This window comes from Streptomyces sp. NPDC057694 (assembly GCF_042799415.1).
In the GTDB taxonomy this organism is placed as follows: domain Bacteria; phylum Actinomycetota; class Actinomycetes; order Streptomycetales; family Streptomycetaceae; genus Streptomyces.
In genome coordinates this window covers 1-13,512 of sequence record NZ_JBHVIX010000040.1, presented here as the reverse complement: position 1 = coordinate 13,512, position 13,512 = coordinate 1, and the positions used below count along the sequence as shown (strand labels likewise).

Annotated in this window: 11 protein-coding genes; 4 read left to right on the top strand and 7 right to left on the bottom strand. The window is 70.4% G+C overall.

Features of this window, described 5'->3' with window-relative positions; genetic code table 11:
* Positions 1-73: 73 nt before the first annotated feature.
* Entirely contained in the window at positions 74-763 is a 690-nt protein-coding gene (locus ACFVDP_RS41830; protein ID WP_383502464.1) for a hemolysin III family protein, read from the bottom strand.
* Between the two features lie 298 nt (positions 764-1,061).
* On the opposite strand from ACFVDP_RS41830, the gene ACFVDP_RS41825 reads away from it, so the two are divergent.
* Positions 1,062-2,927 (top strand): phosphoenolpyruvate carboxykinase (GTP), encoded by a 1,866-nt coding sequence (locus tag ACFVDP_RS41825; RefSeq protein ID WP_383502461.1) that lies wholly within the window; start codon positions 1,062-1,064, stop codon positions 2,925-2,927.
* Between the two features lie 81 nt (positions 2,928-3,008).
* Here ACFVDP_RS41825 and ACFVDP_RS41820 read toward each other — a convergent pair whose 3' ends face one another.
* Entirely contained in the window at positions 3,009-3,377 is a 369-nt protein-coding gene (locus ACFVDP_RS41820) for a hypothetical protein (protein ID WP_383502457.1), read from the bottom strand.
* Between the two features lie 253 nt (positions 3,378-3,630).
* On the opposite strand from ACFVDP_RS41820, the gene ACFVDP_RS41815 reads away from it, so the two are divergent.
* Positions 3,631-4,599 (top strand): DUF6801 domain-containing protein, encoded by a 969-nt coding sequence (locus ACFVDP_RS41815; RefSeq protein WP_383502454.1) that lies wholly within the window; start codon positions 3,631-3,633, stop codon positions 4,597-4,599.
* Positions 4,592-6,928, top strand: a complete 2,337-nt coding sequence (locus ACFVDP_RS41810; protein WP_383502451.1) for an NACHT domain-containing protein — start codon at positions 4,592-4,594, stop codon at positions 6,926-6,928. Before ACFVDP_RS41815 ends, ACFVDP_RS41810 begins: the two co-directional genes overlap by 8 nt.
* On the opposite strand, the gene ACFVDP_RS41805 is transcribed toward ACFVDP_RS41810, so the two are convergent.
* The 4 genes from ACFVDP_RS41805 to ACFVDP_RS41790 form a co-directional block, all read right to left on the bottom strand.
* Positions 6,925-7,323, bottom strand: a complete 399-nt coding sequence (locus ACFVDP_RS41805) for a hypothetical protein (RefSeq protein ID WP_383502585.1) — start codon at positions 7,321-7,323, stop codon at positions 6,925-6,927. The genes ACFVDP_RS41810 and ACFVDP_RS41805 overlap by 4 nt on opposite strands.
* A 112-nt stretch (positions 7,324-7,435) precedes the next feature.
* The gene (locus tag ACFVDP_RS41800; RefSeq protein ID WP_383502448.1) at positions 7,436-8,647 is read right to left on the bottom strand and encodes a pyridoxal phosphate-dependent aminotransferase; all 1,212 of its coding nucleotides are present in this window, start codon (positions 8,645-8,647) and stop codon (positions 7,436-7,438) included.
* 103 nt (positions 8,648-8,750) lie between these two features.
* Positions 8,751-9,452: a GNAT family N-acetyltransferase gene (locus ACFVDP_RS41795; protein ID WP_383502445.1), complete on the bottom strand. Its 702-nt coding sequence runs from the start codon at positions 9,450-9,452 to the stop codon at positions 8,751-8,753.
* Complete coding sequence (locus ACFVDP_RS41790) at positions 9,449-10,606, bottom strand: ThiF family adenylyltransferase (RefSeq protein WP_383502442.1); 1,158 nt, start codon at positions 10,604-10,606, stop codon at positions 9,449-9,451. Before ACFVDP_RS41790 ends, ACFVDP_RS41795 begins: the two co-directional genes overlap by 4 nt.
* 137 nt (positions 10,607-10,743) lie before the next feature.
* Here ACFVDP_RS41790 and ACFVDP_RS41785 point away from each other — a divergent pair, with 137 nt between their 5' ends.
* Entirely contained in the window at positions 10,744-11,361 is a 618-nt protein-coding gene (locus tag ACFVDP_RS41785; RefSeq protein WP_383502439.1) for an alpha-ketoglutarate-dependent dioxygenase AlkB, read from the top strand.
* Between the two features lie 422 nt (positions 11,362-11,783).
* On the opposite strand, the gene ACFVDP_RS41780 is transcribed toward ACFVDP_RS41785, so the two are convergent.
* Positions 11,784-13,391 (bottom strand): amidohydrolase family protein, encoded by a 1,608-nt coding sequence (locus ACFVDP_RS41780; protein ID WP_383502436.1) that lies wholly within the window; start codon positions 13,389-13,391, stop codon positions 11,784-11,786.
* Positions 13,392-13,512 lie beyond the last annotated feature (121 nt).

The following is a 13,512-nucleotide window of genomic DNA, read 5'->3' as shown; positions in this document are numbered from 1 at the left end:
CCTTGTGGATCCGGGCACAAAAAAGGGCCGCGGCTGGTGAGCCGCGGCCAGGGTTCGTGCTGGTTGGGGGGTGTCAGCCGTGCTGGTACGCCACCAGGGAGATGCCGACGTAGTGCACGACGAACGCCGCGAGGGTCAGGGAGTGGAAGACCTCGTGGAAGCCGAACCAGCGGGGGGAGGGGTTCGGGCGCTTGATGCCGTAGATGACGCCGCCCGCGCTGTAGAGCAGTCCGCCCACGACGACCAGGACGAGCACCGCGATGCCGCCGGTCCGCATGAAGTCGGGCAGGAAGAAGACCGCCGCCCAGCCCATCGCGATGTAGCAGGGGGTGTAGAGCCAGCGCGGGGCGCCGACCCAGAAGACGCGGAAGGCGATGCCCGCGCCGGCCGCCGCCCAGATGCCCCACAGCAGCGCGTCGCCCTTGGCGCCCGGCAGCAGCAGCATCGTCAGCGGTGTGTACGTACCGGCGATGATCAGGAAGATGTTGGCGTGGTCGAGCCGGCGCAGCACGCCGTCGGCGCGCGGCCCCCAGTTCCCCCGGTGGTAGAGCGCGCTCACCCCGAAGAGCAGGCAGGCCGTCAGCACGAAGATGCCGCAGGCCACGCGGCCCCGGGTGGAGTCCGCCAGTGCGGTCAGGAACAGGCCGGAGATCAGCACCGCCGGGAACATGCCCGCGTGCAGCCAGCCGCGGAGTCTCGGCTTCAGGGTGGGCGGATCGGTGAGTGCGGCGGGGGTGACGGGCTGCTCTGCGGCGACGCTCATCCCGGCATCGTACCTACGCAACCGTAAGTAACAGATAGGGCCAGCCCCCGGATCCGGCCTGGGGGGAACCCGAATTCATCGATCGTTAAGCCTCCGGAGGCCTTTCCGTGCGAGTGGCAATGCTCACGTCGCTCACCTGTGAGCCCCCCTGGACAGATGGGCGAAACGGTCGGATGATCAAATGAGTGCGGTCGGCACCGGATGAGCGCTCGCTGTGGGAAACAGTGGACGGGAGGCGCAGCGTCCGGGTCGCAGCCCCCACGGGGCAACCAACTCAACACCCTCATTAGGAGCGATCGTGGCGCGCGACATCGCGGCTCCCGTTTCCCCTGTTTCCCCTGTCTCCCAGGACACCACCACCCTCCCGACCAACCACAAGGAACTGATCTCGTGGGTCAACGAGATCGCTGAACTGACGCAACCGGACAGTGTGGTCTGGTGCGACGGCTCCGAGGCCGAGTACCAGCGGCTCGCGGACGAACTCGTCGCCAAGGGAACGTTCAGGAAGCTCGATCCGACGCTGCGCCCCAACTCCTACTACGCCGCCTCCGACCCGACCGATGTCGCGCGGGTCGAGGACCGGACGTTCATCTGCTCCGAGAAGGAGGAGGACGCCGGCCCCACGAACCACTGGAAGGCCCCCGCGGAGATGCGGGAGATCTTCCGGGGCAACGAGGGCAACGGGGGGATCTTCCGCGGCTCCATGAAGGGCCGGACGATGTACGTCGTCCCCTTCTGCATGGGCCCGCTCGGCTCACCGCTCTCCGCCATCGGCGTCGAGATCACCGATTCGGCCTACGTGGCCGTCTCCATGCGCACCATGACCCGGATGGGGCAGCCCGTCCTGGACGAACTCGGCGAGGACGGCTTCTTCGTCAAGGCCGTCCACACGCTCGGCGCCCCGCTGGCCGCGGGCGAGGCCGACGTGGCCTGGCCGTGCAACTCCACGAAGTACATCTCGCACTTCCCCGAGGACCGGGAGATCTGGTCGTACGGGTCCGGCTACGGCGGCAACGCCCTGCTCGGCAAGAAGTGCTACGCGCTGCGCATCGCCTCGGTGATGGCGCGGGACGAGGGCTGGCTGGCCGAGCACATGCTCATCCTCAAGCTGACCCCGCCGCAGGGAGAGTCGAAGTACGTCGCCGCCGCCTTCCCGTCCGCGTGCGGGAAGACCAACCTCGCGATGCTGGAGCCCACGATCTCCGGCTGGACCGTCGAGACGATCGGTGACGACATCGCCTGGATGCGGTTCGGCGAGGACGGCCGGCTCTACGCGATCAACCCCGAGGCCGGTTTCTTCGGCGTCGCGCCCGGCACGGGTGAGCACACCAACGCGAACGCCATGAAGACCCTCTGGGGCAACTCGGTCTTCACGAACGTCGCGCTCACCGACGACAACGACGTGTGGTGGGAGGGGATGACCGAGGAGACCCCGGCTCACCTCACGGACTGGAAGGGCAACTCCTGGACGCCCGAGTCGGGCGTTCCGGCCGCGCACCCCAACGCCCGCTTCACCACCCCCGCCGCGCAGTGCCCGATCATCGCGCCGGAGTGGGAGGACCCGAAGGGCGTGCCGATCTCGGCGATCCTCTTCGGCGGCCGCCGCGCCTCGGCCGTGCCGCTGGTCACCGAGTCCTTCGACTGGAACCACGGGGTCTTCCTCGGCGCCAACGTGGCCTCCGAGAAGACGGCCGCGGCCGAGGGCAAGGTCGGCGAACTGCGCCGCGACCCGTTCGCGATGCTGCCGTTCTGCGGCTACAACATGGGCGACTACATGGCCCACTGGGTGAAGGTCGCGGAGGGCAGGGACGCGGCCAAGCTCCCGAAGATCTACTACGTCAACTGGTTCCGCAAGGACGCGAACGGGCGCTTCGTGTGGCCCGGGTTCGGGGAGAACTCCCGCGTCCTGAAGTGGATCGTGGACCGCCTCGACGGCCGGGCGGAAGGTGTCGAGACTCCGATCGGCATTCTTCCGGCCAAGGGTTCCCTGGACACCGACGGCCTGAACCTGGCCGACAGCGACCTGGAGTTCCTGCTCACCGTCGACAAGGAGGTCTGGCGCGAGGAGGCGTCTCTCGTCCCGGCCCACCTCAACACGTTCGGCACTCACACGCCGGCCGAGTTGTGGGCCGAGTACCACAAGCTGGTGGACCGCCTCGGCTAGCCCGGACCTGATCAAGCCCCCTGCACAACGACGTGCGGGGGGCTTGTTCGCGTCCTGTGAGGGGCGCGGGGCCGCGAGCTCTCAGCCGAGGGTGATCGGTCCGTTGAAGTCCCGCCCCGTCACGACCGGCCCGTGCACGGTGCCGGAGATGTCGTTCCGTACATCGCCCGCGCCGGTCCGCAGCGTCCCGTGTTCCTGGCGCCACGCCTCCAGTAGCCGGGCGAACTCGGGATCCTGTTCGGCCCGGGACGCCAGTGCCGCAGCCAGAGCCTGAGCGTGTTCGCGCCTTCCAGGCTCGTCGGTCAGTGCCGTCAACTCCCGCTGCCCGTGCCCCTCTTCTCCCGGGCGACGTATCACCAGCGCCCGCAGCGACTGCCACGCCTGGTGTCCCGCCGCGCCCGCTGTGCTGCCCGCAAAGGCCATGAGCAGATCGGCTGCAATCGGTTCCACGGAAAACCTCCGAACTCAGGTGCCGCAACCCCACCATTGACCGTGATGACGCATCACCATGTCCACTCGTACTGCTTCCTGACAACTTTGGCGCGCGAATGCATCACGACCTCGTCACACCATCTCAACTCAGTGAGCACAGAAGGTTATTGACGACCGCCATGGAACCGCTTCACCATGTGAGGTCCCCGTTCGGCCGGTCTCCGTGGCATCGCCCCAGACCGGTGACCGACGCTTTCACGGGAGCCGCCACATGAAGATCCTGCCCAGGGCCGCGTTACACATCTGGACAGCGGCGCTCGTCGTTCTTGTCACCGCCTTCGGATCCGGCTCCGCGGTCGCGGACCCGGATCCGAGTTCGCTTCGCTACACGTGCCCGTTTCCGGTGATAGGGGACGAGCCGATGACGGCGTCGGTCGTGTGGGACGCCTCGCACACCCACGTGGTAGGCCGGCCCACCCCGCTGCAGCCGATCCGGACGGCGGCGACGGTCGGTTCCGGCGTCGTCCGGTCGCTCCGGTTCGTCGGCGCGGCCACAGTCGAGGGCACGGCGGAAGTGCACGCCGTCGTCGCCGCACCGGAGGGCAACCTCCCCGTCACCGTGCGGCTGAAGGTGGCCAGGACTGCGGTCAGGGATTCCGATGCGCTGACCGTCCCGGCGAGCGGCACCCTCCCCTCGTTCGTCTTCCACCGCTCGGGCCCGGCGAAGATCATCGTCGGCGCGATCGACCTGCACCTCACTCCGCGCAACGCCGACGGAGACGAGACGCTCGCAGGCAAGATCGATACATCGTGCGACCTCAACAGCGGGCAGAGCGGGTTGCTGGCGACCTTCAAGGTCGTACCCGCCTCGACGGGCCCGAGCGCATCGGGGACGGCGCCCGTGCCGGGCGGATCCGAGGGGAGGACCGGAGCGTCGGGCGCACCGGGAACTGCCGGGGGACCGGGGAAGGCCGGTACCAGCGGCGCGGGTTCGGCATCCGCGTCCGCCTCGGCTTCCTCATCGGCAAAGGGGAAGGACCCCTCCGGTTCGCCCAGTGGCACGGCCATGCCCTCGCAGCCCGGCGCCCCGGGCACCCCCGCTGCCGACGACGCCCCGGCCCGGGGCGCGCACTGGCCGGTGCCGGTGGGCGCGGTCGCGGCATTCCTCGTGGTGAGCGCTGTCGTGGTCGGGATCGGCTGGTGGGGCCGCCGCAGCCGGACGGAGGGCCGGGATGAGTGACGTGGCCCCCATCGACGGCGGGGCACCCGAGCCCGGACCCGCGGACAAGGACGACGCGCCTGCCGGGGCGCACGTGAACAAGGTGAGCGACGGTGCCGTCGTCTACGGCCCGGTGTTCCAGGGCAGAGATTTCACTGGTGGGGTGACGGTCCACTTCTCCCTGCCTCCGACGGCCGGGCAGGAGCAGCTGACGGCGCGCGAGCCGGGGCTGCGCGCCGAGCCGGACCCGCAGGACGAACTCCGCAGGGCCGCGGAGAGGCTGGCCAAAGCCGTCGAGGTCCGCTGGGGGAACGAGACACGGCGGCGGAAGGTCGGGCAGCCGAAAGCGCGGCTGCTGCCCGTGCGCTGGACGACAGCCGACACCCTGATGGACCACTGGACCCACATCTGCGGCGACACGGAGGGGAGGGCCGGACCACTGGACCTGAGCGAGGCCTCGGGAGACATCGCCCGGACGTACAGGAAGGTGCCCTCCGGCCGACTGGTGGTGCTAGGCGAAGTCGGTTCGGGGAAGACCGTCCTGGGCCTGCGACTCGTCCTTGAACTCCTGAAGGACCGGCGGCCCGGCGAGCCCGTCCCGGAGTTCTTCAGTCTGGGGGCGTGGAACCCGAAGGAGGAGAAGCTGGCGGAGTGGCTGAGCAGTCGGCTGACCCGTGACACGACCGGTATGGACGCCGCCACCGCCGACGGCAAGCCGGTCGCCGCCGCACTGGTCGACGAGGCGATGATCCTCCCTGTGCTGGACGGATTCGACGAGATCGCCGAAAGACTCCGGCACGATGCGCTCAAGGAACTCAACTCGTACGAGGGCCCGTTGGTCCTGACCAGCCGTACCGGTCCGTACGCCGGCGCGACCGCCGATACCAGAGGCATCCAGCGCGCCGCCGCGATCGAACTGAACGCGCTCACTCCGGACGATACGGAGAGCTTTCTGGTGCTCGGCAGCGCCCCGAGCGCCGAGTCCGAGTGGAACCAAGTGCTGGCGAAGCTGCGCGACCGTCCCGACACCACGGCCCACAGCAGCCTGCGCGAGGTCCTGTCCACGCCTCTGATGGTCTCCCTCGTCCGGGACATCTACGGCGAGAGGGCCGACACGGGGAACGGCGCCGGACGCCCCGACCAGCGGCCCGAGGACCTGCTCAAGTTCGCCTCACGGGACAAGCTCGAGGAGCACCTCCTGAGCAGCTTCGTTCCGTCGGCCTACGACCGGCGGCCCAGCGACCCGAACTCGCCTCCCCGGCACTGGAGCCCGCGGCGTGCCCGGCGCTGGCTCGGTTACCTCGCGGACCATCTGAATTCCATCAAGAGCCCTGATCTGGAGTGGTGGCGGCTCGGCACGGAGATGAGCCTGCGCGCGCGGACGGCCGTGGTCTCGTTCCTGGCGGGGATGCCCTTCGCGCTGGCGACCGGGATCGGGAACATTCCCGTGAACCTGATCGCCACGTCGCACGGACTGGGGTTCGCGATCCTGCGCGGCGTCGTCGTCGGGCTGTTGCACGGACTCGTGTCCGGGCCGGCCTTCGGCTACGCCTACTGGCGCGCCAACTCCGTTCAACGATCGCGACCGAGTCCCGTACAGGTCCGCCTGACCGGCCGCGACAGAGGTGAACGGGGCGGACAGTTCTTCCACGGGCTCTTCCACAAAGCGCTCCTGGCCGCCCGCATCGGGTTCGTCGTCGCGCTGCTCATCGTGCTCGTCGACCGACTGCTCCTGCCGTTGCTGGCGCTCGGCGACGGGCTCGGCGGCGGATTCGTGGCGGCGGCCCAGTTTCCGCTCACCATCGGGCTGTCCGCCGGGACCGCACTCGCGCTCATGACCTGGCTGGAGACGCCCATCGACCTGAAGGAGTCCGTCGGCTGTGTCGACCTGTTGAGGCAGAACCGGGAGAACGCGCTCGCCCAACTCGTCGTCTGGGCACTCGCGCTCGGACTCATTTCGGGAGTCGCGGCCAGCTTCGTCGAGACCCCGCTCCGCAGCTTCCAGATCGGGCTCGTCTTCGGGCTCGAAGGCGCGTTCGGCGGCGGGTTCGGTTACTGCCTCTGTCTGACGGCGTACGGCCAGTGGTTCGCCCTGGTCCGAGTCTGGCTTCCCCTGACGGGGCGTATGCCGTGGCGGCCGGTGGCGTTCCTGGAGGATGCCTGTTCACGCGACGTGCTGCGACGGGCAGGCGCCGTGTATCAGTTCCGCCATGCCCGGCTCCAGGCTCACTTGGCGACGCCCCTTTCGCAGGCGCCGTCCTCCGGGGCAAAAGGAAGGCAGGATCAGCCGTCGCCCGATGGCGACGCCACCGATGGAGACGCCACCGATGTCGCGGCCCCGTGCTCCTAGGCGGCGACGAGCGTGTGGGCCTCCATGCGCTGCGCGGCCAGGATCGCGGCGGCGGTGTCCGCGCGGGACGCCGCGACGACCAGGGCCCGCCCGGCGAGGGCGTGGGCGCGCTGGTGCAGGCCGGCGACGGCGGGCTCGTGGATGGCGGCGGCCACCGCGGACCGGACCGGAGGGTGCCCGCCCCGAAGGCGGGTCACCTGCTCGGCGAGGGCCTCCGCGGCGGCGTCCAGCTCGGCGCCGGGCTGGAGCCGGCGGAGCTCGTCGGTCACCGCGAGCAGCGCGGACAGATGCCCGGCGAGCTGGATGTCCAGCTCCTCCTCGCGGGAGCGGTGCGGGAAGGTGTCGTGGCCGGCCGCCGTCGAGTGGACCGACTTGGTGCGGATCGGCTCGTACATGGAGACCTCCAGGCAGCGGCAGGTGCGTAACTTGGTCTCCATCGTACCTTAGAAACTGTCTAAGTTAGAACTTGTCCAAAGTAGGCCGGGTCGTCAGGCCGGGCTCCGTGTGTCACGGCTGGCTGTAGCCGTCCAGGAAGTTCCCGATCCGGGTCACCGCCTCCGTCAGCTGCTGCACGGACGGCAGCGTGACGACGCGGAAGTGGTCGGGCTCGGTCCAGTTGAAGCCCGTGCCGTGAACGACCATGATCTTCTCGGCGCGCAGCAGGTCGAGCACCATCTGCCGGTCGTCCTTGACCTTGAAGACCTGCGGGTCCAGGCGCGGGAAGAGGTACAGGGCGCCCTTGGGCTTCACGCACGTCACGCCCGGGATCTGGGTCAGCAGGTCGTACGCGACGTCGCGCTGTTCCTTCAGCCGGCCGCCCGGCAGCACCAGGTCGTTGATCGTCTGGCGGCCGCTGAGCGCGGCGACGACCCCGTGCTGGCCCGGCATGTTCGCGCACAGGCGCATGTTCGCGAGGATCGTCAGGCCCTCGATGTAGGACTCGGCGTGGATGCGCGGGCCGGAGACGGCCATCCATCCGACGCGGTAACCGGCGACCCGGTACGCCTTCGACATGCCGTTGAAGGTGAGCGTCATGACGTCCGGGGCGATCGCCGCCGTCGGGGTGTGCGTCGCGTCGTCGTAGAGGATCTTGTCGTAGATCTCGTCGGAGCAGACGAGCAGATTGTGCCGGCGCGCGATGTCGGTGAGGCCGCGCAGCATCTCGTCGCTGTACACGGCGCCCGTGGGGTTGTTCGGGTTGATGATGACGATCGCCTTGGTGCGGTCGGTCACCTTGCGCTCGATGTCCGCGAGGTCCGGCATCCAGTCGGCCTGCTCGTCGCAGCGGTAGTGGACGGCCGTCCCGCCGGAGAGTGAGACGGCCGCCGTCCACAGCGGGTAGTCGGGGGCGGGGACGAGGACCTCGTCGCCGTCGTCGAGCAGGGCCTGCATCGCCATCACGATCAGCTCGGAGACGCCGTTGCCGATGAAGACGTGCTCGACGTCGGTCTCCACACCCAGGGTCTGGTAGTGCATCATCACCGCGCGGCGGGCGGTGAGCAGGCCCTTGGCGTCGCCGTAGCCGTGGGCGTCACCGAGGTTGCGGAGCATGTCCTCCAGGATCTCCGGCGGGCATTCGAAGCCGAACGCCGCCGGGTTCCCCGTGTTCAGTTTCAGGATCCGGTGCCCTGCCGCTTCCAGCCGCATCGCCTCCTCGAGCACCGGTCCCCGGATCTCGTAGCAGACGTTGGCGAGCTTGGTCGACTGGATGAGCTGCATGCTCAGACTTTACGGCGGTGTTTCGGCCCGGCGCGCGCGGTTTGCGCCGCAGGCGGCAGAGGCACTTCGGATGCGGTGGCACGCGGTGCCGGGTGTCTTCGGATTACGGGGTGGCGGGTCCGGCGGGGCTTTGAACGAGCTGGTCGCGCGGGCGGGTGAGATGGGCCACTGGCTCCCGCCACGAGGTCTCGGCAAGCCCTTCGGCGGACTCGTCGGCGGACTCTTCGGTGAGGATGGCCCGTTCGGCGGGGGTCGCCTGTTCGATCCACTCCGGGGCCAGGGCCGCGTAGGTCGTCACGTCGTGCCAGGCGCCCTGGGTGTGGAAGAGGCCGCGCAGGGTCGCCTCCGGGCGCAGGCCCGCCGCGAGCATGATGTCCCGCATCCGGGTGTGGTCGGCGCGGTGGCCCGCCCAGATCCGGTGCAGGCCGAGCCGGCCGAAGCCGTGCGCCATGAGCAGCCGGCCCGCCTCGTGGCCGTGGCCGCGCACGGGGGCGCCGGGCAGCAGCACCAGGCTGGTCAGCATCGCGTTGCGGCCGTACTCCTCGACGAGCAGGCCCATCATGCCGACCATCGTGTCGTCGCCCGGCGCGCACACCGCCATCGTGTGCTTGCGGCGCGGATACGAGAAGGGCTGGGTCAGGCACTGGACGAACGCGTCCTGCGCCTGCCGGGCGTCCATCCGGTCGATGCCGAGATAGCGGGTCAGCACCCGGTGGGTGTGGATGCGTTCGAACGGGGCGAGGTCGGTGGGCCGCAGTTCGCGCAGCCAGAGCCGGTGGCCGTGCAGCTCGGGCAGCTGGTTCACGCGGCCGCTCCCGCCGTCGCACGCCCGACGAGCCGCTCCAGGTCCACGTAGTAGCGGCCCGACGCGACCGGTTCGCCGAGCAGGATCCGGCGGGCGGTGTCGGTGACCAGGGCGCCGCCGAGCGCCACCCCGCTGGCCAGTTGCGGCCAGCTGGACAGGGTGGTGCCGATCCGGCTCAGGGCGTCGGTCATGGCGGGGCTCAGGTTCTCCTCGTCGCAGATGTCGAGGAGGTACGCGAGCGCGTCGGCCGGGGCGAGGGCGCGCACCTGCGCCGCCGTCAGGGCGCCGCCGCGGCCGTGGAAGAGCGGGCGGCCGGGTTCCAGGTCGAAGCGTTCGACGTCGAGCAGTCCGCGGTCGTTGGCGTCCATGAGGACGGGGACGCGGTGCGCCCGGGCGTGCTCGCGCACGGCCGTCTTCACCCAGGGGGTGTCGCACTCCTCCACGAGCAGGTCGAGCGCCTGCTCCCCGGCGCCGACGAACGCGCCGACGGTGTCCTCGGTCAGCCCCTCGGGCCACAGCTCGATGTCCAGATAGGGGTCGGTCTCGTACATCTGGCGGGCGCACAGGACGGACTTGGCGACGCCGAGGTCGTGCACGCCGGCCCGCAGCCGGTTGAGGTTGCTCAGGCCGATCTCGTCGAAGTCGGCCAGCCGGAACGATCCTCCGACGCCTTCCATGGCGCAGGTCAGCGCGGCGCTGTTGCCCACGGAGAGGCCGACCACCCCGATCCTGCGGTGCCGCAGGTGCTCCTGCTGGGCGGTGGTGATCTTGTCCCGGTTGCGGTCGGTGCGGACCCGGCGGAACTCCCGCTCGGGCAGCACGCGCACGAGCCGGCCCGACCACGGGTACCAGACCCAGGTTCCGTAGTGGCGCGGGTCGGTGCCGTCGAGCAGTTCGGCGACCGCGGCGTCGAGCGCGGGTCCGGCCGGGGCGTCACCCGGGCGCAGGCAGCGCATGAGCTCCGCGAGCTGGTCGGCGAGGCGGTCGTGTGTCTCGCGTACGTCGCCGGAGGCGCGCAGGGAGTCGAGGCGGGCCCGGTCGTGGGGCTCGGCGGGACGCAGCAGGACGGGGCGCCAGGGGGCCGGTGCGGCCGGGGTGTCCGGCGCTCCTCGCAGACTTGCGCGGAGAGTGACGGAGGGGGCGGTATTGATCACAGTCGGTGAAATTAGCAGCGCGAAGGGGTGCGATGGGGGCGCGCAAGGGGTTTGCGCTACGGGAAAACATGAACGATTCGTACCCTGAAACATCTGTCGTTCGAGCGAATGTTCGAATAAGGCGGTACGGTGGGGTCATGCTTCAGGGTTCGCTGTTCGATCAGAGCGAGGAGATCGCGCTCGGCCCGCTCGCCGGTGTGCGGCGGACCGTGCTCGGTGCCGGTGCCTGGATCGACGTCCTGCCCGGCTGGCTGCGGGGCGCCGACGCGCTGTACGAGCGGCTGGCCGACGGGGTGCCCTGGGAGGCCGAGCGGCGGCAGATGTACGAGCGGATGGTCGATGTGCCGCGGCTGCTGAAGTTCTACGGGGCCGGGCGGGAGCTTCCGCATCCGGTGCTCGGCGCTGCCCGCGAGGCGCTGTCCGCTCACTACGCCGAGGAGCTGGGCGAGCCGTTCACCACCGCCGGGCTCTGCTTCTACCGGGACGGGCGGGACAGTGTCGCCTGGCACGGGGACCGGATCGGGCGCGGGGCCCGGGAGGACACCATGGTCGCCATCGTGTCCGTGGGGGCGCCGCGGGATCTTGTGCTGCGGCCTGTGGGTGGGGGTGGTTCGGTGCGCAGGGCGCTCGGGCACGGGGATCTCATCGTGATGGGCGGGTCCTGCCAGCGGACCTGGGAACACGCGATCCCGAAGTCGGCGCGGGCCGCCGGGCCCCGGATCAGTGTGCAGTTCCGGCCCAGCGGGGTTCGGTGACGCTGCGCGTCGCGGCTGCCCGCGGGCCGGTGGCCGCTTCTCGCGCAGTTCCCCGCGCCCCTTATCGGGTTGTCGTTCGTCCGCGGGCCGGTGGGGGCTGATCGCGCAGTTCCCCGCGCCCCTGAGGCGTGCGCTGCGCGCAGCCTCCCCTTGAGGCTGCGCTTCGCGCGCCTCTGATGAGGGGGCGGGCCACTCCCGGAGGGTGGGTGGCGCGCCTCTGATGAAGGGCTGGTGGTGCGCCTCTCCTGGAGGGTGGGTGGCGCGCCTTTGATGAAGGGTGGGGGCGCGTCTTTGATGAGATGGCGCACGAAGTGCGCATCTCAGGGGCGCGGGGAACTGCGCGAGAAGCGGCCACCGGCCGTCAGCTGACCGTCAACCCACCAGGGGCGCGGGGAACTGCGCGATCGGCCCGCGTCGAGGGGCTAGTTGGTGTTTGGGGTGCGGCGGACCGAGCGGCCCAGGAGGAGGTCCGTGCGGTGGCCGTTCTCGATCACGGGGCGGCCGTCGATCAGGACGTGGGGGATGCCCACCGGCAGGGTGCGGGGCGAGTCGAACGTCGAGCCCGCCGCCACCGTCTCCGCGTCGAACAGGACCAGGTCGGCCCGGTACCCCTCGCGGACGAGCCCGCGATCGGGCAGCCGCAGCCGCGCCGCGGGCCGGGACGTGAGATGCGCGACCGTCTCCTCCAGGGAGAGCACGCCCAGGTCCCGGGCGTAGTGACCGAGGTAGTGCGGAAACGTGCCGTACGCGCGCGGATGCGGCTTGGCCCCCTGGAGGATGCCGTCGCTGCCCCCCGTGTGCACGGGATGCCGCATGATCGCGCGGACGTTCTCTTCGTGCCCCACGTGCTGAAGGATCGTCGGGCCCAGGCTGTCCTCCAGGAGGAGGCGGCGCGCGACGGTCCAGGGCGTCTCGGCGCGCTCGGCGGCGGACTCGGCGACCGTCTTGCCGACGTAGGAGGCGAGCGCGGGGTTCGTCGTCCCCGAGATCTCGATCCGGTCCCACTCGATCGGTACGCCGTGACAGCCGTCGGAGCCGATCACCTCGACGTGCTCACGGATGCGCTCGCAGACCGCGTCGTCGTGGAGCCGGGCGAGGGTGGCGTCCGGGCCGCCCTCGTTGGCCCAGCTCGGCAGCATCGCCACGAGCGTGGTGGCGCCCGGCGTGTACGGGTACGTGTCCAGGCTGATGTCGGCGCCGGCCGCGATCGCCTCGTCGAGGAGGGCGAGGAGATCCACTCCCTTGCCCTTGTTCACGCCGAAGTTCATGGTGGCGTGGGCGAGATGGAGGGCGCAGCCCGCGGTCCGGGTCAGCTCGACCATCTCGCGGTACGCGTCCAGCGCACCGGCTCCGTAACTGCGGTGGTGGGGGCAGTAGTAGCCGTCGTACGAGGCCACCGTGCGGCAGAGTTCGGTGAGTTCGGCGTCCTTGGCGTACATGCCGGGGGTGTAGGTGAGGCCCGACGACATGCCGACGGCGCCCTGTTCCAGGCCCTCGGCGACCAGGCGCTTCATGTGGGCCAGCTCGGCGTCGGTCGCGTCGCGGTCGTCCCAGCCGACCGCGTACATCCGGACCGTGCCCTGGGGGATGAGGTAGGCGGCGTTCACGGCGATGCCGCGGTCGAGGCGGTCCAGGTACTCGCCGACGGTGCGCCAGTCGAAGTCGATGTCGCTGCCGTCGCCGTTCCATCCCGCGATGCTCCTGCGGACCTCTGTCAGCGTGCGGTCGTCCACCGGGGCGTAGGACAGGCCGTCCTGGCCGAGGACTTCCAGGGTGACGCCCTGGGCGGCCTTCGCGCTGTGGTCCGGGTCGCGGAGCAGCGCGAGGTCGCTGTGCGCGTGCATGTCGATGAAGCCGGGGCTGAGGGTGAGGCCTTCGGCGTCGAGGGTGCGGGGGGCCGTGGGGCGGGGGCCCGGGGTTTCGGGGCGGTGGATCTCTGCGATGCGGCCGTTGTCGATCGCCACGTCCGCGCGGTAGGAGGCTCCGCCGGTGCCGTCGATCACTCGGGTGTTCTTGATGACCAGGTCCATGGGGGAGCCTCTCGTCTGCCGGGTTGTTGTCACGTTGTCGAGCGCGGGTCACGTCGTGGCTGGTCGCGCAGTTCCCCGCGCCCCTGGGAGCGAGCTCCGCTCGCCCAGGGGCGCGGGGAAC